This window comes from Alteromonas sp. Cnat3-28, assembly GCF_022348265.1.
Classification (GTDB): domain Bacteria; phylum Pseudomonadota; class Gammaproteobacteria; order Enterobacterales; family Alteromonadaceae; genus Alteromonas; species Alteromonas macleodii.
Genome location: NZ_JAKREY010000002.1, coordinates 80538 through 101638, shown reverse-complemented (window position 1 = coordinate 101638; position 21101 = coordinate 80538). Strand labels below are relative to the sequence as shown.

Below are 21101 nucleotides of genomic sequence, written 5' to 3'. Positions count from 1 at the left end.
CGCCTTTGCGGCGGGTTTAGTGGATTCTATTTACGCACTAGCTAACCCGCCCATTCCTTAGAATAGCGAGAATAATAATCAGCGCAGACGCTGAGTAAGCAGTATGTGTATTCGTGTTTTTAGGCATAGTATTTAAAAACAGTGCGCTGCTAGTGAGTATTTAATGACCCGAGTATCCTGTGCATAATGAAGAAAGTCAATGGGTTTTTAGGTGCAGAAATTAGACCCATGCGAGTGGGTGGGCAAGCGGTAAGTGTAAGATGTAAGGTCTCACTCTACCCTAGGCTTCAAATATGGTAATGCGAATAATCGAGCCCTGCTTTAAACAATCATAAATATCTTTATCAGTGAACCCGCTATTGCGGAGAAGTTGCCTGGCAACTAGCTTAGCGCCTTTTGTACACTGCTTGTCACGTATTATTCGAAGTGCTTTGTTTAAATAACTAATAGAAGGCATGATAAATAACCTTACGCGCTAGGCGTGAGTTTTGTATGATATTTAAACGATATGTTTTGGTGTAATGATCACTCAAACCATACAAACTGTGTTACGAATTAATGTGGAATTTGACCCTTGGAGTTACTTTATAGCTGGTTAACGGCCAATGATGCGATGTCGATGTCATCATCAGTAGTACTTGTTGTTACCTCCTTCTTTACGTCGATGATGACAGCAACGCTGGGTATTGGTGGCGGGGTCTTATTACTGGCAGTAATGGCCGGTGCTATGCCAGTCAGTGCGCTGATCCCGGTTCACGGTTTAGTACAGCTTGGTTCAAACGGCAACCGTGCACTGATGACGGCAAGGCATATCGACTGGAATATGCTGAAGTATTTTTCTTTAGGCGCAATCGTTGGCGCTTTTTTGGCCTCGTTTGTTGTGGTTCAGCTGCCGTTGGTTATTATTCAATTTGCGGTTGCCGCATTTATTTTATTTCTGGTGTGGGGGAGTAAACCCAAAGCACAAGAAATGAACCCCGCGGGTAGAGCATTGGCAGGGTTAGTAACCACGTTGGTTTCAATGTTTGTAGGTGCTACAGGGCCTTTGGTGGCGGCCTTTGTACACAGAAATAATTACAGCAAAATGCAGATAACCGGCACGTTTGCCAGCTGTATGACACTGCAACACGGCCTTAAAGCGTTTGTTTTTACCTTTGTAGGATTTTCTTTTGCCCAGTGGGCCGGGCTAATCATTATTATGATTGCCAGTGGTGCGCTCGGCACATTCATCGGCTTGAAAGTATTAAAGCGTGTCCCAGCTGAAAAATTTATGCTGGCGTTCAAGATAGTGGTGACACTGTTGGCCCTGCGGCTCTTGTGGCAGGCATTCTCAACCTTATTTCCCGCTGTAATCTGACACAGTTCTTTACCTTCAAAATACTTACGTTAGTGCGCAAGTTTTCATTTCTAGCGTTTAAAACGGCATGTGTATCAGACATTACGAGTAGATAAACCAGCGAAGGAGAATCACTGGTTTATCTTTATGCCTTTTGGAGTTTGAGTTTTAAACGGTTAGAACCTGTAGCTCAGCGATAAATGCCACTCTCGTCCCGCAGCGGGTACTCGCTCACCTACTGCAACATCAGTATTCATCACGCGGTTAATTCCTGCTGTGTGTGGGGCGTAGTGTTTATCAAACAGGTTATGAACGGTTGCCGTTACCTGAAGGTTTGACTGTGCATTATCTATAAGGGTGAAAAGCCCCGTAATGTGCACTAATCCATATCCTGCAGTAGTGGTTTCATTTTGTAGCGCTGAAACGTGGTTTTGTGCTCCTGCCAATTCTGACGTTAGTTGCAGCGCCATTGGCGCATTAAATAGCTGTGTATCCCACTGAATGGTGGTGATTAGCTGTTCGGGGGCGATACGAAACAACGCATCGTCTATATCGTCGCGATTACCGTGCTGAACACTTGCTACTGCGTTAAGCTTCACGTTATCAAACACATTACCCGAAACAGTCAGATCTGCCCCTTTGATTACGGCGTCTGTATTAGTCCATTGAAATGGTGTTGTGCCTGCCATCATGGTGGAGACCATATTGGCAGCCATATTCGTGCTGGGAGAACCAGTAATATAGTCTTCAATATCTTGATAAAAGAGGCGAGGAGAAACTGACCAGCTTTTGAAACGGTAATCAATACCCACATCTATTTGGCGTGCAGTTTCGTTGTCTAGAGCCAAGTTACCAATGTAGTTAAATCCGTCTGCCATTCCCCCAGAAATACCAAGAGGTAGCCACGTATAGCGCTCGAAGTAAGTAGGGGCACGGTTTTTCTGCGATACGCCAAGGACAACATCGACATTGTCGCTGGCGTGATATCGCGTGCTAGCGGCAATATCTAACATGTTATAGCTCTTACTGCGTTCTGCCGCGTTGAAATCATCAACGAGTGAAGCAATGGCTGGGTTCATCATAACCATATTAGAACCGGCTAGCCCGGCATCCATGTCAACACGTGTATATCGGGTACCAATTGTTGTTGAAAAAGATGCTTTATCTCGCTGCCATTCTGCGTATACGCTGGCTGTGTCTTTTTCTACGTTGGTAAAGTTATCAACGAAGAACATGCCGTTATTAGGGTTGGTGATGGTCGAGTTATTCCTGCTGTGGTGCAGATTGGCACCCAGTTTGAGGTCGCCTTTATAAAATGGCATTACATAGGTGGCATCTACACCTTGAGCAATAGCATCAGCGTTATTCTCTCTCGCCATGTCGGCAGACATCACCATGCGCTGTGAGAAGTTGTCCATGGCATGTTGGTTGCTGTTGCCAAACCAGCTTAACGTGAAGAACTCCCTATCATTTGCGTTATAGCGATAGCCCAGTCGATACCAAGCGGCATCAATAAAACCAATGTCCATGGCTAGAGCAGGCGTGCCGCTTTCGTTAGTATTAAGTTGCTGATAACTCACATCGACTTGGTGATTGCCCCACTCATAGCCCGCCCTAAACTTACCGCCATTTCTTTGGTAATGGCTGTTTGGTATAACGCTGTTATCTCCCGACTCTTGTTCGTCGCGCTGCTGATGAGTGAAGGCGCCGCTAACAAAAGCTTGCTCACTTTTATAAAACACGTTGCCCTGATATTGCTGTCCGCTTCCCGGAGATATTACGCTGGCACTTACGCTACCACTAAAGCCTGTATTCAAATCAAAAAGTGCTGAGGCATCAGAGTGAATACGAAGCTTTCCGCCTAACGTTTGCACACCTGCACTTACAGGTACAATTCCTCGGTAAACGGTGGCTGTCAGCCCTGGTTCTGGCAGTACATGAGAAAGGGGCGAGTCCATGGCGTTTGGCCCGGCACCAGTTATATCGACGCCGTCAATGCTCACGCCAACTCTGTCACCATAAAGTCCTCGATACTGAATAAGCCCTGTCACCGGGCCGTTTCGAGATATCGACACGCCAGGTAATATGGCGAGCTGATCGCCGAAGTCAGCGTCAATATTGCTGGTAGCATTAACAGACTCTTGTTCGACATTTTGCGTGATAAGGGAAAGCGGTGTGCCAATAACGGTGACCACTTCTGTTGAAGTGTTATCGGCCAAGTCGGTAGTGTTTGCGTAAATATGTATAGGCGCGCACGCAGTGAATACTGCAAGCGCAATGATAGATTGCTTCATAACAATTCCATTTTAAAAAACGAGTGTTGTGCATGGTGAAAGCATGCATGTTCAGTGTGTTTTGGAGGTTGTTATGCGTGTGGTGGGGCGCGGCTTAGTGGCGCCGCGTAAGCAAAATCTGTAAAGGGCTTAGCCGCTAAACGCGCGACTAGAGCGCGATAGCGAACAAGTGATATCAAAGGTAATGTGGCAAGTAGTGGCTCGTCAACCTGAGGTAAGTCGGCTAACGTGCCATTGGTACAGTCAAAGTGCTCGGCGGGTGCTTTGAGCAGTTCGGGGCTAACAAAAACGAACTCACCTTCAAACTCAGTGGCGCTAATTGAAATGTAGCGCATGGTCTTGCCAGTACAAATAAGTTCAATATCTTCACCTACAAACGCACGTGCTTGCTGCATAGTATGGGCAGCAAGGCCAAGTGCTAATGCATTCTGCAAAAGCATACAAAGGCAAAGTGTTAGTGTAAGTAGGCGTCTTAAAGTCATTTTTCTTTATCTGGTTAGCGCCTTTTTATCATAGCCTGCGTTTTGGTAATTTTTCTACCTATTATTTTTAAGTATCTCCAACCTCCGCTTTTTTCAGCTTTCTGTAAAGTGTACGGGTACTCACTCCCAGCGCTTGTGCAAGTTGCTGGGTATCGCCTTCAAAAGACGTGTGAACCTGACGTAAGTATTGGCGTTCCATTTCGTCTAAGGTCACAACGTTACCGTGAGATGACGAGGTATCATTGATAGCATCAGCGCTTATGTTATCGAGCTCGGGTAAGTCTGTATCGTAAATAACGGTTTCATCAGCCAGTAAAATAGCTTGGTCTACAATGTTTTTGAGTTCGCGAATATTGCCTGGGAACGGGTAGTTGGTTAGTTTTTCTAGCGCGTTTTTATGAAACCGTTTTTTCTCTTTAGACATTGCTAAAAAGTGAGCGGCTATCAGTGCTATATTTGATTTTCTTTGTCGTAAAGAAGGGAGGTTGATAGGAAAACCGGCAATGCGGTAGTACAGGTCCTGTCTGAATTCGCCCGTTTCCACCATATGCTTTAGATTTTTGTGAGATGCACACACTAAACGAAAATCAGCCTTTTTAGACACTGTGCTTCCTACAGGTCGATAAGTTTGAGACTCGAACAGCCGCAGAAGCTTTACTTGTGTTGAAAGTGGGATATCGCCGACTTCATCAAAAAACAATGTGCCGCCTTCCGCTGCTTCTACGAGCCCTTTCTTATTTGTGGTTGCGCCTGTAAATGCCCCTTTTTCATAACCGAATAGTTCGCTTTCAAGCAGCGTGTCGGACATGCCGGTACACTCGATGATAACAAATGGTTTGCCAGCACGGTGACTACTCGAGTGAAGTGCTTGGGACACCAGCTCTTTACCCGTGCCGGTTTCGCCAAACAGTAGTACTGAAATATCTGAGTTAGCGGCGCGATTTATTTTGTTTAGCATTGCTTTAAATGCCTCTGATTCGCCGACCATCTTTCCTGCTGAAGGTCGGTTTGAGGCAAACGAAAGCTTATCGAGTATTTCCAAGAAACCTAATAATTCTCCGCTACCGTCGAAGATCGGGCGCATGAGGATGTCGCAGTAGCTTTGACCCTCACTGGTGGTATGAACGTGTACTACGCTAGCCGCTCGTCCTGTGGCTTTACTCTCTTGCATGGGGCAATGCTCGCCGCACTTATCGCAAGGTTTGTTGTTGCGGTGAGAGACTTGATAGCAGGTACTAAAGCCAAGCTTTATATCCACAGGGTAGGTGTCTCTGTAGGGCTGGTTGACAGCTTCAATAACGTAGCTTGGGTTAATGAAGATTGCGGGTTTATCTATCGCATCTATCATCGCTTGTACTATGGATATATTCATGGGTGGCTGAATATTAGTTTGTTCTAATTTAATTTTGGCAATTTATCATATTGGCATAGAGCTTGTTCATTGTTTGAGACAAACGACAATACTTCGGTAGAAATTCATTCAGTTCCTAAGAGAGTTTTATAATGAAAAATAGCGTAATGCTGGTGGCGATAAGCTTATTGGCAAGTAGTGCTCATTCATTGGCAGATACAGTGACTGCCAATGAGAAAAAAAGTGAAAACAGTGTACAGGAAAAAGTCAAAGAAGCGCGATTACACGCAAAAGCACTGGGAGGCGCGCTAAAGTCACGACTACAGCAAGCAATTCAATCCGGAGGGCTAGAGGCTGGCGTTAACGAATGCCAGATTACAGCGGCTCCTATTGCTCTGGCGCTTAGTCAAAACGGGTGGGAGGTTGGGCGTACCGCGCTGAAAGTAAGGAACCCAAACAATGCGGCAGATCAATGGGAGCGTGAGCAGTTAGCGTGGTTTTCACAATTACTGACCAAAGCTAAGCAAGACAATTTGGCCCATAAAAGACCCCTTGAAACTTATCAATACGATAGCGAAAGCGGTAAGTTTAGGTACATGATGGCTATTGAACAAGGTCAGGTGTGCATGGCATGCCACGGAGCCAATGTGGCACCTTCAGTAAAACAATCCATTCTAAAGCACTATCCCAATGATCAAGCTACAGGGTTTGAATTGGGTGATTTACGGGGTGCATTCACAATCACATATACACCCTAACGCGCCCTATTCTCTACCTCTCAATGTTCACCTACGTGACCTTTCCCTTGTGCCATATTTGTCACCTAAATGACAAATATGGCGAATGCATCGCCATCAATTGTTGCGTTGGATCAATAAGCCACACGCTCGGTCGTGGAATAATTTATCTGCACAGTACGAAAATACCGCCGTCTATCGGTAATTGCGCTTAAGCAGCCAAATTACTGATGTATGGCATAAACCGTGCTCTTGCCATGCGGCATATTCATGTGTTCATCACTGAATTTTAAACCACTTTTCTGCTAAGCGTTTAACGCGCACACGAAATACAAGGGAGATAACCCATGAGCGATACGTTAATAGAACTATCGCGGTGGCAATTTGCATTAACTGCAATGTTCCACTTTATATTTGTACCCTTAACTTTGGGGCTTAGTTTCTTACTTGCCATTATGGAATCGGTATACGTAATGACGGGTAAAGAAATTTATAAGCAGATGACCCAATTCTGGGGAAAGCTGTTTGGAATTAACTTTGCCATTGGTGTAGCCACAGGCTTAACCATGGAATTCCAGTTCGGAATGAATTGGTCTTACTATTCTCACTATGTAGGCGATATCTTCGGTGCGCCACTTGCCATCGAAGGCCTAATGGCCTTTTTCCTAGAGTCTACCTTCGTGGGGTTGTTCTTCTTTGGCTGGGACAAAATGTCAAAGGTGAAGCATCTGATGGCGACTTGGCTGGTGGCCATTGGTTCAAACTTCTCTGCACTGTGGATCTTGATTGCTAACGGCTGGATGCAATACCCGGTAGGCGCTGAATTTAATTTTGAAGCCATGCGTATGGAAATGACCAGCTTTGCTGAGGTTATTTTTAACCCCGTAGCACAGGTCAAATTTGTTCACACTGTATCAGCAGGTTACGTGACCGGCGCAATGTTTGTGTTGGCAATTTCAAGTTACTACCTACTTAATCATAAGCATATCGCCTTTGCGCGCCGTTCGTTCGCCATAGCTGCTAGCTTCGGCCTAGCCTCAACGCTTTCTGTGATCGTGCTAGGCGATGAAAGTGGTTATGAGCTTGGTGATGTACAAAAAGTGAAGCTGGCAGCAGTTGAAGCTGAGTACGAAACCCATCCTGCACCTGCGCCGTTTACTGTGTTTGGTATTCCAAACGACGAGAAGCAGGAAACCGAGTACGCCCTTCAAATTCCTTGGGCAATGGGCATTATTGCTACCCGTTCGTTAACCGAAGAAGTGAAAGGTATTAAGGATCTTAAAGAAGAGAATCGCGAGCGTATTCTGAGCGGAATTAAAGCCTATGAAGTGCTTGATGATGTAAGAAACGGCACCGCGACAGCTGAGCAACGTACTGCCTTCGACCAAAATAAAGACAGTTTAGGTTACGCTATGTTGCTAGAGCCTTTCACTGAGAACGTTTCAAATCCTTCTGATGCCGCGCTTCAACAGGCAGTAGATTACAGCATTCCGCCGGTTGCCCCATTGTTTTGGAGTTTCCGCCTTATGGTTGTGGCTGGCTTTATTATGCTTGCGCTATTTGTGTGCGCCTTTTACTACAGTACTAAACACAAGATTACTAAGCCACGTTGGCTATTAAAAAGCGCGCTCTACGGTTTACCGCTTCCTTGGATTGCCTGTGAGGCTGGCTGGTTTGTCGCTGAATATGGCCGCCAACCATGGTCAATTGCAGAGGTGCTTCCGGTGCATACGTCGGTATCTAATCTCGCCGTAAGCGACGTGGTAATAACCCTTGTAGCCTACAGTGCTTTCTACACCGGCATGTTCATTATTGGTTTTTATCTAATGAAGAAGTTTGCCAAGAAAGGGCCAGTTCCACCTGAAGATAAGCAGCCTGACACTGAATTTGATCTTATTGACCTTGATGAGCAAGGAGCAAAAGCATGATTGATTATGAACTACTGAGAGTCATTTGGTGGTGCTTGGTTGGCGTTCTGCTAATTGGCTTCGCGGTTACTGATGGCTTCGATTTGGGCGTTGGAGCACTGCTCACGCTTATTGGCAAAAATGACAAAGAGCGCCGCGTAATGATAAATACAGTAGGGCCGCACTGGGATGGCAACCAAGTTTGGTTTATTACCGCAGGTGGCGCTATTTTTGCCGCGTGGCCTATGATTTACGCCACTGCGTTTTCTGGTTTTTACCTTGCGCTGGCCCTCACCTTAATTGCCCTTTGGATGCGCCCGATAGGCTTTGATTACCGCAGTAAATTGCCTAACCCGCAGTGGCGGAAAGCGTGGGATTGGGCGCTATTTGCTGGCGGTATTATCCCAGCCCTTATCTTTGGTGTGGCTTTTGGTAACCTGCTGTTGGGCGTACCGTTTGAAATGGATAGTACGCTTAAGTCAACCTACACAGGCTCGTTCTTTGGCCTTTTAACACCGTTTGCGCTGGTAGCAGGCCTGCTTTCAGTGGCTATGTTGCTGAACCACGGTGCAACCTGGCTACAAATGAAAACCGATGGCTTTATTGAAGTTCGCGCACGTGCAGTATCGGTTGTGTTAAGCCTGGCTGGTGTCACGCTATTTGTACTTGCAGGTCTTTGGGTAGCCTTTGGATTAGATGGCTTCGTGATTACGTCGGCAGTCGATACCATTGCTACGTCAAATCCACTTAAGAAAGAGGTTGCCATTGAAGCTGGAGCTTGGATGAGCAACTACAGCAAATACCCCCTTATGATGGCAGCACCTGTGCTGGGTATTATTGCGGGTCTGGCCTGTGCGCTTTTCTCTAAGAAAGGTAATGCAGGCATGGCGTTTGTATCGAGTGCGCTATTTATAGCAGGCGTTATCTTAACGGCTGGCTTTTCTATGTTCCCATTCTTAATGCCAAGCATCACCATGCCAGAAGCGAGCTTAACCGTATGGGACGCTACGTCTAGCCATATGACGCTAAACGTAATGTTTATTGTTGCCTGTATCTTTGTGCCTATTGTACTTAGCTACACGGCCTATAGCTTTTACGTAATGCGCGGACGCATTAAAAACGAAGACCTCGACCAGTCTCACACCATTTATTAAGGAGAACGCTATGTGGTATTTCGCTTGGATTTTAGGAGTTTTACTGGCGTGCTCTTTTGGCATTATCAACGCCATGTGGTTGGAGTCGACGGAAAATATGGATAGGCCCGAAGACTAGGTGTTTTAAATAGCGCGGAGTTCATCCGGTTTCAAACACGCCGTAAACCCATCCATGGGGGCTCTTCAACAGCGTCCCTGCTGCTGAAGGTTTGAAAACGGATGAACACCGCGCTATCAGTTTAATTGGTAGGTTCTTGCAGCCAGCCCACCACTTGGAAAAGAATGAAAAAGAAATGCGAGATTTGCTCTCGTTACTAAGTAACGAAAAAGATGAGTCAAAACCACAGTGATCAAAGAAAAAGTTCCCAACCGGCAAACGCTTAATGCGTGGTGCAATGAGATGGATAAGGCGCAGTCGCTTGGCTTGCGCACTTCGCTTATGGCGCAAGTAGTGGTTAAGTGTTTGTCGCTTTTTTCTTTGATTATTGGGTTCTATTATTTTTCTCATATTGCTCATGACTGGGTAGTAAACCAGTCTCCTGCAACAGCGAGTGATGTCACAGGACTTGCCGTTTCTCTGGGGCTTAGCTGGCTGCTACAAGGCGCATTCAATGCCTTATCTAGTAGTGCAAGAATGCAGGTGTTAAACAAGCTCGAACAGCACCTACAACACGTATTCATTGAGCGTCAATATGCGCTTATTCGCCAGCACTCGGTTTACTATTGGCAAACGGTGTGGCTGCAGCACTTACAGGCTTTTGCTGACTGGGCACTTGAATATCGAGTGCAGCAAATGATTGCAGTTGTTGTCCCCTTGTTTGCTTTAGCCGTTATCTTTTATGTGAACCCCGTTATAGGAATTGGCCTATTACTGACATTGCCGGTAGTGCCGCTTTTTATGATCATTGTGGGCAAGGGAGCCGCTGCCCTACATCGAAAGCATTTTATCGCCCTTGAACGTTTGGGAAGTTTATTTACTGATAGGTTAGCCGCGCTGCCGATGCTCGCAAATTATCAGGCGCATCAAAAACAAACAGCCCTGCTTAAAGATGCCAGTGAAAATTTGAATGCGCGTACTATGAAAGTAGTGAGCGTAGCGTTTTTGTCCAACAGCGTGCTCGACTTCTTCGCAACACTCGCGGTTGCACTTACGGCAGTATTTATTGGTTTTTCACTGTTAGGTGAATTGAGTATTGGGTCGGAAATAACGCTCCAGCAAGGCTTATGGATATTGCTGACTGTGCCATTGTTACTCAGTGAAATGAAAAAGCTGGGGCAGGTATATCATCAAAAAGCGCAAGCAGAAGCCGCCAAAGCTGAACTTGCTCCCTTATTCTCGCGCTTCACACAGAATCTTGATGGTAGTGCAATGAACCCGGTCAACGCTGACACAACCCACCATTATTCATCAGAACACGAGGTATTGCTTGCGGCTAAAAACCTTAAGGTTTTTGACATAAACGCCCCGCAACCTCGCTTGCCGAGCGGTAAGGATAAATCGGCTTTTGATGATACTCCTGCACTCTTGCACGCTGAATCCCTTGTAGTATTAAAGGGCGATAAAATACTCATTAGCGGGCGCTCTGGTTCGGGCAAAACACTATTATTAGAAGCCTTAGGCGGTCAAAGACCTAGCACACATACATTCAGTGAACCGGTAATTTGGATTACCCAGCACCCCGTGATCACGCCAGGTACCGTGCGTGAAAATTTGTGCTTAAACGACACCTATACAGACGACGCGCTTACGAAAGCACTAGAAGCAGTAGAACTTGACTTGTGGCTGTCGTTATTGCCTTTGGGGCTTGATACGGTAATGACGGATTATCCACTGCTTTCAGGTGGAGAAGCGCAACGGCTGTCGCTAGCGAGAGCGCTGTTGCGCAAAGACGATATATGGTTACTAGACGAGCCTACAGCCCATTTGCCAGATTCCCAGCATGCAAGATTGGCACAGTTAATTGAACGTTTGGGTAGAGACAAAACACTGATTTGGGCTTCTCACAAAGCACTCCCTGCAAACTGGTTTAACCGCTTTTGGACGGTATCGCGAAGCACGCCCGAACAAGACGCCATTTCCAACTCAAACTTCAACTCAAAGTCAAAATCAGAGGCAGGGCTTAAAAGCAAAATAGGTGCAGTACAAGACGGGCACCTACAAGGCTGTAGCAGCGTGACGGAAACGAGCTTTAAGGCGAATGCCAATCAAAAGGAGTGTGGTCTTGATGAAAAGTAAACCGGCTTATCTCACGCTACTGCTTGCTCTTTTACACGGTGTGGCAGGAATAACCATTCTTGTTATTTCTTCGTGGTTTATCGCTATCAGCGCTATTGCACCTGTAGGTTTTAATTACGTTATTCCCGCGGTGGTTATTCGCGCGCTAGCACTACTTCGCATTGCTTCGGGATATGCCAGTATGTGGGTGGGTCATAACGATTTGCTTACCCGTATCGCAGAGGGGCGCTTGCTTGTATTCAGTCAACTTGAAAACAGTAAAATTACCGACAAAGCATTCACAACAGAAGCATTAGCCCAGCATACCGAAACGCTTGCCAGTCGGTGGATTGCTTGGATAGCTCCGCTTTCTAACATCACATTTATATTCACTAACCTTTGCGTTGCTGCGGTATGGTTTGACCTTCCCGGCACCTCGTTTTTAATTACGCTTTTTGCTATTTGGTTAGTGGCAGTGGTGGTACAAGGCTTAGGTGCACTAAATATTGCCAAACGAGTAACGAAAGAAAATAAGGCATTTCGCCAGCAATCAGCCGACTTTCTTAACTGCAGCGCTATATGGCACTTAAATAAAGCAATGAACAACATGCCAAAGGAAGAGGGTGGGCATGCGATCAATAGCATGCCGAGTGCTGACAGGGTGTGGCGACAACAAACTACGCAGAAAGACAAAGCGCAACGCGCGAGCTGGTGGTTTCAGGGGGCTGCATTTTTTGCGGTAGTGTTAGTCATGTCGGGCGCAGTAAGTCCAATATCTGACTTTTCGTATATGCCTATTGCTATTGTTGTGCCCATGATATTGATGGCTGCGCCTGATTGGGCTGGTGCAGCTTTTCACAGCCTTACCAAGTTTGCACAGCACAAACAAAGCGCGAAAGCCCTTAAGAAGCTCAAAACCTCACCCATTAAAGTACTTGAACGCACCGAACTGCACCATTCACTCACGTTATCTGGCTATACTGCCAAAAATAGACGCTTACCTCTGGTTAGCGCTACATTTCCAGCCACTGGCATCGTATGTATATCCGGGCCGTCAGGCTGTGGTAAGTCATCTTTGCTTCAGTCAATTGCGGGGGTTGTGCCTTCTACTGGACTTAAAGAAGTGGATGGCATGCGTATAGCCGATGGCTTAATTAAAAACTGGCGCTATGTGGAACAAGAGCCAATAGTGCTTTCTGGCAGTGTCTCATCAAATTTAGACCCTGCCGGAATGGGTATTCCCCTTGATGACATGACTAACCTGTTGGCTCAATTAGGGCTAGAGGCACTGTTGCCACTGTCGATTTGGGTTGGCAAGGCGGGTAGGACGCTCTCTGGGGGAGAGCGTAAGCGACTAGCCTTAGCGCGCGCTATTTTATCTCACGCAAAAGTGTTGCTTGTTGATGAACCCTTCGAGGGCTTGGATGTGGCTACTCAGCATAAAGTGTGTGAGGTATTAAATCGCTACGCTGCCAACCATCTCATCCTAGTTGCTTCTCACGTTACGCCAAGCGCGTTAAATGTATCATCAACACTACTATTAGAAGAGGCGAGAATGGATAACCTTTGTGCAGGTCAGCATGCTATCAGGTTGCCTTAATATACAGGATTGACCTCAGCTAAGCGGATCGCTCAAATTCTTCCGTGATTTCTTCCAACGTTCTTCCTTTTGTTTCTGAGAAGAACTTAGCAACTAATATCAGGCTGACTAAGGCGAACCCGCCGTAAATTGCAAACGTGGCCGCGGCTCCCAAGTTGGCCAACTCCCAAGGGAAAACAACTTGAACAAGAAAGCTGGTGAGTGAATTCACCATGCCCACTAATGAAATAGCCAAAGCGCGGGTTTGATTCGGAAAAATTTCAGCAAGCATTGCCCACATCACAGGGCCAAGGGACATCGCAAACGAAGCAACGAACGCAATAATGCCAAACAAAACTAAAGGCGCATTCATGTTAATACTGCTTGTAAGCAATGGTTGCTGGTAATTTTCGTATTCTTCGCTGGTAAGTGCGGTTTTAAGCGCGCGCTTAAACTCGACGTCTGAATAATAAGTATCGTTGGTTAATGATGTTAGCTTTATTGCCACACTCGGCGCGTCTAGCTGTATTCCGCTTATGGCCGTTTGCTGCACTTGGTACGTTGCTTGTTTAAAGCCATAGGTACAAATAGACATGCTGATCACTACGCCAGTTAAGCCAATCAGTAGCAGCGGTTTTCTTCCCCATCTATCAATGGTCAGCATAGCGACTACGGTAAATGCTACGTTAACTAAGCCAATCCATACAGCCTGCATAAATGCCGCATTGGTACCTACACCGCTTTGTTCAAAAATAGTGGGCGCGTAAAAAAAGATAACGTTAATGCCGGTAATTTGCTGTGCAATAGCAATGATAATGCCGACCATCAACGGAAATCGCATGGCTTTTGCTTTTAGAAAGCCGAGACGCTCGCGAAAAGGCCACGACTTTTCTTTAAGTGAAGACGCTATATCTTCAACAAGAGCGCTGGCTTGGGCTTTGTCGAACAAGCGATTTATTACCTGCTCCGCCTCTTTGTTCTGGCCTTTCAATACCAGCCACCTAGGGCTACGTGGAATAGTAAACAGTAAACCAAACCATAGTGCTGCGGGGATAACCTCCAAGCCCAGCATGTAGCGCCACAAATGCGTATCTATACCCCATTCAGCAACCCAACCTGCACCGCTGTTACTCAGCTGCAACAGGTAATAGTTGGTGAAATAGGATAGGGCGAAGCCAAATACAATGTTTAGCTGGTTCACCGACACCATTTTGCCTCGGTTTTCAGGGGCGCTTATTTCCGAGATATACAGCGGGGCAATGATCAGCGAACAAAAGGCAATGCCGCCAATAAAGCGAGAGAGCACTAGTAGTTCGAAATTAGGGGCTAAGGCTGAGCCGACAGAAGAAAGCAGGTAAAGGAAAGCGACAAGAATGAGTGCTTTGCGCCTGCCAATAGCGTCGCTAACGCCGCCGGCAAATAGCATGGCAATTAGCGCGCCTAGTGTTGGTGAGCTTACGACGAAGCCTTGCTGCCAGTCGCTTAGGTTAAATTCGGCATCGATAAAGCCATTGGCTCCTGCTATCACACTGGCATCGAAGCCAAAAATGAACCCTCCAAGAGAGACAATGAGAGTGTAATACAGCGACGGAGACAGGGCTTTATTCATTTTATAATTTGCCTAATGTGTCCCTATTTATTACTTCGGGTTCAAATAGGTGCTCAATAGGAATGGGGCTTTTTATGTCATAAACATGTTGTAGCACCCAATAAGCAGCCATTTCTCCCATAGCGTGAATAGGGTTATTAATGGTAGTGAGTTTTGGATAAAGGTAGCGCGAAAACAGCACATTATCGAAACCGATTATGGAAAGCTGCGAAGGGATATCAAAACCCGATTCTCGTGCAGCGGTCATTGCACCAGAGGCCATTTCGTCGTTCGCGCATACCAATGCGGTAAAGTCAGAGAATGTTTTCTGAAGATGCTGCATACCTTCTTGGCCTGATGACTCGTGGAAATCGCCTTCAAAGACGCTCGTTTCATCAAAAGTTAGCCCTGCTTCTTGTAGCGCTCTTCTGTGACCTGCCAGACGATCGCTCGCATCCTTTTTAAATAGCGGGCCGCTAATGTACGCAATCTTTTTGTGGCCTGCATCAATAGCAGCTTTCGTTGCCATGTAACCGCCTCTTTCGTTGTCCACAACAAAGCAGTTTTCGTCGAGTTCTTCCACTTTACGGTTTATGACAACAACGGGGGTTTTACTGTCTACTAATGTTTTTAAGTACTCATCAGATACCGCTTCAGCGTGCAGAATCAAGGCATCGCAACGGCGGCTTTTTAAAAATTCAATGGCTTCGTGTTCGCGTTTTTCATCCACGTGACCGGCGGTAATAATAACGTGCTTACCATTTTGTTTTAGCACATGTTCTACCGTACTCATCAGGTCGCCAAAGTAAGAACCGTGAAGTTCTGATACGAGCAAACCTACGCTGTTAGTGCGGTTTGACGCAAGAGATTGAGCAATGGCATTGGGTTGATATCCCAACGACGCCATAGCATCCTCTACTTTTTTGCGGGTGCGTTCACTTACCTTCGCGTTGCCATTCATAACGCGAGAAACGGTAGCTAACGAAACACCAGCAGCCTCTGATACTTGGTAAATTGTTGCCATACGGTTTGGTACTTGTCCTTATTTGATACCGCTAATGTACCCATTTATCCGGCTCTTAACCAGTTCTGAATAAGCCAAAGCACTTTGTTTTAGCGTACGTTTTTGGGTTTCGTAGTCGACATAAACTATGCCGAAACGCTTTGAATAGCCCAGTGCCCACTCAAAGTTATCCATTAGGCTCCACGCAAAATATCCGCGTATATCTACGCCTTTTTCTATTGCCTCATTTACCGCATTTAAATGTGTGTGAAAGTAGGCGGTACGCCCGTCGTCTAACACTTCACCGTCTACGAGCTCATCATCCATTGCGGCTCCGTTTTCAGTTATATAAATAGGCGGTAAATCGTAGCGCTGGTGTAAATCAACAAGCAGTTCGGTAAAGGCATCTGGGGTAATTTCCCAGCCCATTGCGGTTAATTCGGTTGTGGCTGGTGGTACAATTTCAAACCAACCGTTGCCATCGCTTTGATACACAGTGCGGGTGTAGTAATTAATGCCTAAGTAATCGATTGGTTGGCAAATAAGAGCCATATCACCGTCCAATATGTCAGGTTTTGCGTCGGCATCAAGCTTATCGATAATGTCTGGGTACTTACCTTCTATAATAGGCTTTAGATACCATTGATTGTGGTAGTCATCGGCCAGCTTGGCGGCGTGAATGTCTTCCTGTGAATCACTTCTTGTATGGCAATTACTAAAGTTAAGTACGATACCGTTTTGGCTATTTGGACAAACTCGGTTAAGCACCTTCAACGCTAAACCGTGGGCAAGTAATAAATGGTGCGCTGCCGTTCGGCCATTTGCCATGCCTGTCTTTCCAGGTGCATGAATGCCTGCCTCGTAACCCAAATAGGCTGAACAAAATGGCTCATTTAATGTCGCGTAGGAGTGGACGTTTTCGCCCAACGCGTTTGCTACGGCTTCAGCATATTTTTCGAATTCATAGGCTGTATTGCGATTAAGCCAGCCACCGTTATCTTCAAGATGTTGCGGTAAATCCCAGTGATAAAGCGTCACGAACACTTTCATGCCGCGCTTGATAACTTCATTGACTAAGTTTACGTAAAAGCGCATGCCAACTTCGTTTACGCTACCGTCTTGTTTCATTACTCGCGGCCACGAAATGGATAGGCGGTAAGCGTCTACACCAAGGGAGTCAATTAGCTCTACATCTTGTTTCCACAAATCAATGTGATTACATGCAATATCGCCATTAGTGGCGTCAGTAATCGCCCCTTTCTTTTCACAGAACGTGTCCCAGATACAATCCAATCTACCCTTACGGTCTCCCTCTATTTGGAAGCTCGATGTAGCCACACCAAACAAAAAGTCTTTCGACAACATCATTGAGTTGGATGGAAGGTTAATTTCTTGCATCGTGGAAATGTCCTGACTATAACAATTTCTTCATATTAACCCTGCGTTAGACAGAGCAAATAACATCATATTTACATTGAATTCGATTACGCTTCGTGTAATTATCTCTTCAATGTAAGCGCTTACAAAATTGCTTATAGTTAGATGTAAGCGCTTTCAAATGTAAATTTATCATTAAATAGAAAAATAGCAACAGAGGTTATTCGTGGACACACCAGTGCAGCCTAATATATCAAGCGCCCAAGAGGCAGAGGCAAACGGTGGATACCGTTTTGCGCTTATCTCACTCACCACGCTGTTCTTCATGTGGGGTTTTATTACCTGTTTGAATGACATCCTTATTCCTTACTTAAAAGGTGCATTTAACCTTAGCTTCACTCAAGCAATGCTGATTCAGTTTTGCTTTTTTAGTGCCTATTTCATTGTTTCACTGCCTGCAGGCATGGTGGTATCGCGCATTGGCTACCAAAAAGGGATTGTACTTGGGCTCGCCATAGCCTGCGCGGGGTGCTTGTTGTTCTTCCCTGCTGCCTCAAGTCAAATATACGGTATCTTTCTGTTAGCTCTTTTTGTCTTAGCGTCTGGAATCACTGTACTTCAGGTCTCTGCCAACCCTTATGTAACGGCGCTTGGTGACCCTAAAACTGCCTCGTCACGGCTAACCATGACCCAAGCATTTAACGCTTTTGGTACAACTGTGGCTCCCTTTTTCGGTTCTTATCTTATCTACGGCGCAACGGGCGAGCACGGGGGCGGTACGCCAAGCGCATCAGACGTTCAAGTGCCTTACCTAATTCTTGCTGCATCACTGCTTCTTCTGGCTCTTATTTTCATGTATTTAAAGCTGCCGAAGCTAAATCACACCAGCGCAAGCACTGGAGTATTTAAAGGCGGAGCATGGCATCACAAGCACCTTGTTTTAGGCGCTGTCGGCATTTTTATGTATGTCGGCGCGGAAGTGTCTATTGGCAGCATGCTAGTGAATTATCTAGCGAGTCCGGCGGTTGGCGGATTAAGCGAGGCAGGGGCGGCCAAGCTACTTGCCTACTACTGGGGAGGCGCGATGGTAGGGCGCTTTATCGGTGCTGTGGTTATGCAAAAAATCTCGGGTGGCTACGTGCTGGCGTTTAACGCTTGTATGGCTATTGCGCTTATTTTGCTATCACTTTCAAGCACAGGAGACATAGCGCTGTGGAGCATTTTGGGAGTAGGTTTGTTTAACTCAATCATGTTCCCTACCATTTTTAGTCTTGCACTTCACCAGCTAGGAAAAGACACCCCACAAGGTTCTGGCATTCTTTGTTTAGCCATAGTTGGCGGCGCCATTATTCCACTTCTACAGGGCATGCTGGCAGACACCGTCGGCGTTACGCTGTCATTTTTACTACCCGCTTCTTGCTACCTTTACATTGCCTACTATGGCCTTGTAGGAAGTCGCGTATCTCACATTAATACCACTGAAAAGTAACGAGGATTAAGAATGCGAAAAAGTATAATCGCGAAAGTTGTTACCGGTGCATTGGTTGGCGTTTTAGTTAGTGCATGTTCTGCTGAAAAAGATGCTGCTTCAGTTGAAAGCGTTGAGCCGACGCCAAGCAAAGCGAGCGCTGTGTGGCCTAAGCTTGATATTGAAGTTAAATCAAATCCTGCTGTCGAAACCAAGGTTGAAGAAATTCTGTCTACCATGACTGTCGAGCAAAAAATTGCGCAGATGATCCAGCCTGAAATTCGCAATATCACGGTAGAAGATATGCGCAAATACGGATTTGGTTCTTATCTTAATGGCGGTGGCGCATTCCCTAATAACGACAAGCACGCCACACCAGAAGACTGGGTAGCACTTGCAGAAAAGCTTTATCAGGCTTCCATCGATGACAGTTTGGACGGCTCGACAATTCCTACAATGTGGGGGACAGACGCTGTTCACGGTCATAACAATGTTATAGGCGCAACCTTGTTTCCTCACAACATTGGATTAGGCGCGGCGAATAACCCTGAACTGGTAGAGAAGATTGCGCACATTACAGCTAAAGAGGTCATGGCGACAGGTATCGATTGGGTATTTGCGCCTACCGTTGCTGTGGTACGTGACGATCGCTGGGGCAGAACCTACGAGAGCTATTCTGAAGACCCAGCCATTGTTAGAGAGTATGCCGCTTCAGTGGTTAAAGGTTTACAAGGCGCAGCTGACAAAGACTTCTTAAGCGACCAGCGTGTAATTAGTACGGTAAAGCACTTTGTAGGTGACGGCGGTACGGTTGGCGGTGATGACCAAGGTGACAATGTTGCCAGCGAACAAGAGTTATTTGATATTCACGCCCAAGGCTATGTGGGCGGATTAACGGCGGGCGCGCAGTCTGTTATGGCGTCGTTCAATAGCTGGAATGGCGAGAAGCTTCACGGTCATAAATACTTACTAACAGACGTACTTAAAGAGCAAATGGGCTTTGACGGGTTTGTTGTTGGTGACTGGAACGGTCATGGGCAAGTTAAAGGTTGCAACAACGAAGATTGTGCGCAGGCCATTAACGCAGGCTTAGATATCTTCATGGTGCCAAACGATTGGAAGGTGCTGTATGACAACACTCTTGCTCAAGTAAACGACGGCACCATCCCTATGTCGCGTATTGATGATGCGGTACGCCGAATTCTTCGAGTGAAAGTACGCGCTGGACTTTTCGAAAAGCCAAGCCCGGCAAACCGCCCGTTATCTGGCGACCGTTCGCTTATTGGTAAGGCAGAGCATAGAGAAGTGGCGGCGCAAGCGGTGCGCGAGTCTCTGGTACTGCTGAAAAATAAAAATAAAACCCTCCCGATTTCTGCAAGCAAACGCATATTGGTAGCGGGCGATGGTGCGGATAACATCGGCAAGCAATCAGGTGGTTGGAGTATTACGTGGCAAGGCACAAATAATACCAACGATGACTTCCCTGGCGGCAGCTCTATTTATGACGGTATTAAAGCACATGTAGAAAATGCAGGTGGTAACGTACAGCTATCGGTTGACGGTAGCTTTGAAACTAAACCTGATGTCGCCATAGTGGTGTTCGGTGAAGAGCCTTATGCAGAAGGTCATGGCGATAGAGAAACCTTAATTTATCAACACGGTAGCAAGACGGATCTAGCGTTGCTCGAAAACTTGAAATCTCAGGGAATTCCCGTGGTGTCGGTGTTTATCAGCGGCCGTCCGATGTGGGTTAACGCAGAGCTAAATGCATCTGATGCATTTGTTGCAGCTTGGCTTCCTGGCTCTGAAGGTGCAGCGGTGGCAGACGTTTTGTTTGGTGAGCAGGACTTTAAAGGCAAGCTGTCTTTCTCGTGGCCGTCAGAGCCTCAGCAGATCGTTAACAAGGGCGATGAAACCTATGAACCTTTGCTGCCTTATGGCTTCGGCTTAACGTACAGCGATGACAACGTTCTAAGCGATACGCTAAATACTGAAATTAGAGTCAGTACTGACAGCAACAAGCCGATGGAAATTCTAAAGGGCTCGGTTGAGGCACCTTGGGTATTATGGCTTTACTCTGGTGATGATTCTCTGGCAGTGAACGCTAGCACGCATACTGTTGGAGCTATTACTTATCGTACGGTTGATAAGGAAGTGCAGGAAGATGCGCGTAAAATCACTTTCGATAGCACTGAGTTCGCCGCTATGCGTTTTGCAAGCAAGAGCTTTTTCCGTGAAGATTTAAGTGCGCAATTACTTACGCATGGTGCCCTAAGCTTTAACGTTAGTCGTCACTCAGACATAAATGCACCTGTAACGGTAGGCATGAACTGTGAAGGCGAGGGAGACGCAGCAGGCAGCTGCTCAACTCAAATTGATATTAGCGAGCAGCTAAAGGCAATGCCAGCTGACACATGGACAAACGTAAGTATTGATCTACAGTGCTTTGTTAATGAAGGTATCGACTTTACCGGTCTTGTGGTGCCGTTTGAGCTGGGAAGTTCAGGGAAGGCTAGCTTGAGTGTGGCAGATATTCAGTTTACGCCCGAGGCTGGCAAATCGGCGAGTATAAATTGCCAAAACTGAGTTACTGACAAGTGACGAGTTGAG

Annotated in this window: 15 protein-coding genes; 9 read left to right on the top strand and 6 right to left on the bottom strand. The window is 46.3% G+C overall.

The genetic code is table 11. From position 1 onward, the window contains the following. Nucleotides 1-574 precede the first annotated feature (574 nt). Nucleotides 575-1357 carry a sulfite exporter TauE/SafE family protein gene (locus tag MHM87_RS02600; RefSeq protein WP_239257687.1) on the top strand — a complete coding sequence of 261 codons (783 nt, stop codon included), beginning with the start codon at nt 575-577 and terminating at the stop codon, nt 1355-1357. Nucleotides 1358-1512: 155 nt separating this feature from the next. Here the strand turns inward: MHM87_RS02600 and MHM87_RS02595 are convergent, their stop codons facing one another. From MHM87_RS02595 to MHM87_RS02585, 3 genes are all read right to left on the bottom strand, one after another. Continuing rightward, nucleotides 1513-3630 (bottom strand): TonB-dependent receptor, encoded by a 2118-nt coding sequence (locus MHM87_RS02595; protein WP_239257686.1) that lies wholly within the window; start codon nt 3628-3630, stop codon nt 1513-1515. A 71-nt stretch (nt 3631-3701) separates the two neighbouring features. Beyond that, complete coding sequence (locus tag MHM87_RS02590; protein WP_239257685.1) at nt 3702-4070, bottom strand: hypothetical protein; 369 nt, start codon at nt 4068-4070, stop codon at nt 3702-3704. Between the two features lie 109 nt (nt 4071-4179). After that, a complete protein-coding gene (locus MHM87_RS02585; protein ID WP_239257824.1) occupies nt 4180-5460 on the bottom strand; it encodes a sigma-54-dependent Fis family transcriptional regulator in 1281 nt (426 codons plus the stop codon). Nucleotides 5461-5615: 155 nt separating this feature from the next. On the opposite strand from MHM87_RS02585, the gene MHM87_RS02580 reads away from it, so the two are divergent. From MHM87_RS02580 to MHM87_RS02555, 6 genes are all read left to right on the top strand, one after another. Continuing rightward, the gene (locus MHM87_RS02580) at nt 5616-6221 is read left to right on the top strand and encodes a DUF3365 domain-containing protein (RefSeq protein WP_239257684.1); all 606 of its coding nucleotides are present in this window, start codon (nt 5616-5618) and stop codon (nt 6219-6221) included. Nucleotides 6222-6547: 326 nt separating this feature from the next. Then, nucleotides 6548-8128, top strand: coding sequence for a cytochrome ubiquinol oxidase subunit I (locus MHM87_RS02575; protein ID WP_039229177.1), 1581 nt, complete (start codon nt 6548-6550; stop codon nt 8126-8128). After that, entirely contained in the window at nt 8125-9261 is a 1137-nt protein-coding gene (gene cydB, locus MHM87_RS02570) for a cytochrome d ubiquinol oxidase subunit II (RefSeq protein ID WP_014951150.1), read from the top strand. Before MHM87_RS02575 ends, cydB begins: the two co-directional genes overlap by 4 nt. Nucleotides 9262-9271: 10 nt before the next feature. Next, the gene (cydX, locus tag MHM87_RS02565; protein WP_061096111.1) at nt 9272-9379 is read left to right on the top strand and encodes a cytochrome bd-I oxidase subunit CydX; all 108 of its coding nucleotides are present in this window, start codon (nt 9272-9274) and stop codon (nt 9377-9379) included. 228 nt (nt 9380-9607) lie between these two features. Then, nucleotides 9608-11497 (top strand): ATP-binding cassette domain-containing protein, encoded by a 1890-nt coding sequence (locus MHM87_RS02560; RefSeq protein WP_239257683.1) that lies wholly within the window; start codon nt 9608-9610, stop codon nt 11495-11497. Next, on the top strand, nt 11487-13076 hold the full coding sequence (locus MHM87_RS02555; RefSeq protein ID WP_239257682.1) for an ATP-binding cassette domain-containing protein: 1590 nt from the start codon (nt 11487-11489) through the stop codon (nt 13074-13076). The genes MHM87_RS02560 and MHM87_RS02555 overlap by 11 nt, the downstream gene beginning before the upstream one ends. A 19-nt stretch (nt 13077-13095) precedes the next feature. On the opposite strand, the gene MHM87_RS02550 is transcribed toward MHM87_RS02555, so the two are convergent. Genes MHM87_RS02550 through MHM87_RS02540 form a run of 3 tightly spaced genes read right to left on the bottom strand, consistent with a single transcriptional unit; the run spans nt 13096 to nt 17044 of the window. Next, nucleotides 13096-14664 carry a sugar porter family MFS transporter gene (locus tag MHM87_RS02550; RefSeq protein WP_239257681.1) on the bottom strand — a complete coding sequence of 523 codons (1569 nt, stop codon included), beginning with the start codon at nt 14662-14664 and terminating at the stop codon, nt 13096-13098. Nucleotide 14665: 1 nt separating this feature from the next. After that, complete coding sequence (locus MHM87_RS02545; protein WP_239257680.1) at nt 14666-15667, bottom strand: LacI family DNA-binding transcriptional regulator; 1002 nt, start codon at nt 15665-15667, stop codon at nt 14666-14668. An 18-nt stretch (nt 15668-15685) separates the two neighbouring features. After that, nucleotides 15686-17044, bottom strand: coding sequence for a GH1 family beta-glucosidase (locus MHM87_RS02540; protein ID WP_239257679.1), 1359 nt, complete (start codon nt 17042-17044; stop codon nt 15686-15688). 205 nt (nt 17045-17249) lie between these two features. Here MHM87_RS02540 and MHM87_RS02535 point away from each other — a divergent pair, with 205 nt between their 5' ends. Beyond that, nucleotides 17250-18512, top strand: coding sequence for a sugar MFS transporter (locus MHM87_RS02535; RefSeq protein WP_239257678.1), 1263 nt, complete (start codon nt 17250-17252; stop codon nt 18510-18512). A 12-nt stretch (nt 18513-18524) separates the two neighbouring features. Next, nucleotides 18525-21077: an exo 1,3/1,4-beta-D-glucan glucohydrolase gene (locus tag MHM87_RS02530; RefSeq protein ID WP_239257677.1), complete on the top strand. Its 2553-nt coding sequence runs from the start codon at nt 18525-18527 to the stop codon at nt 21075-21077. Nucleotides 21078-21101: the final 24 nt, after the last annotated feature.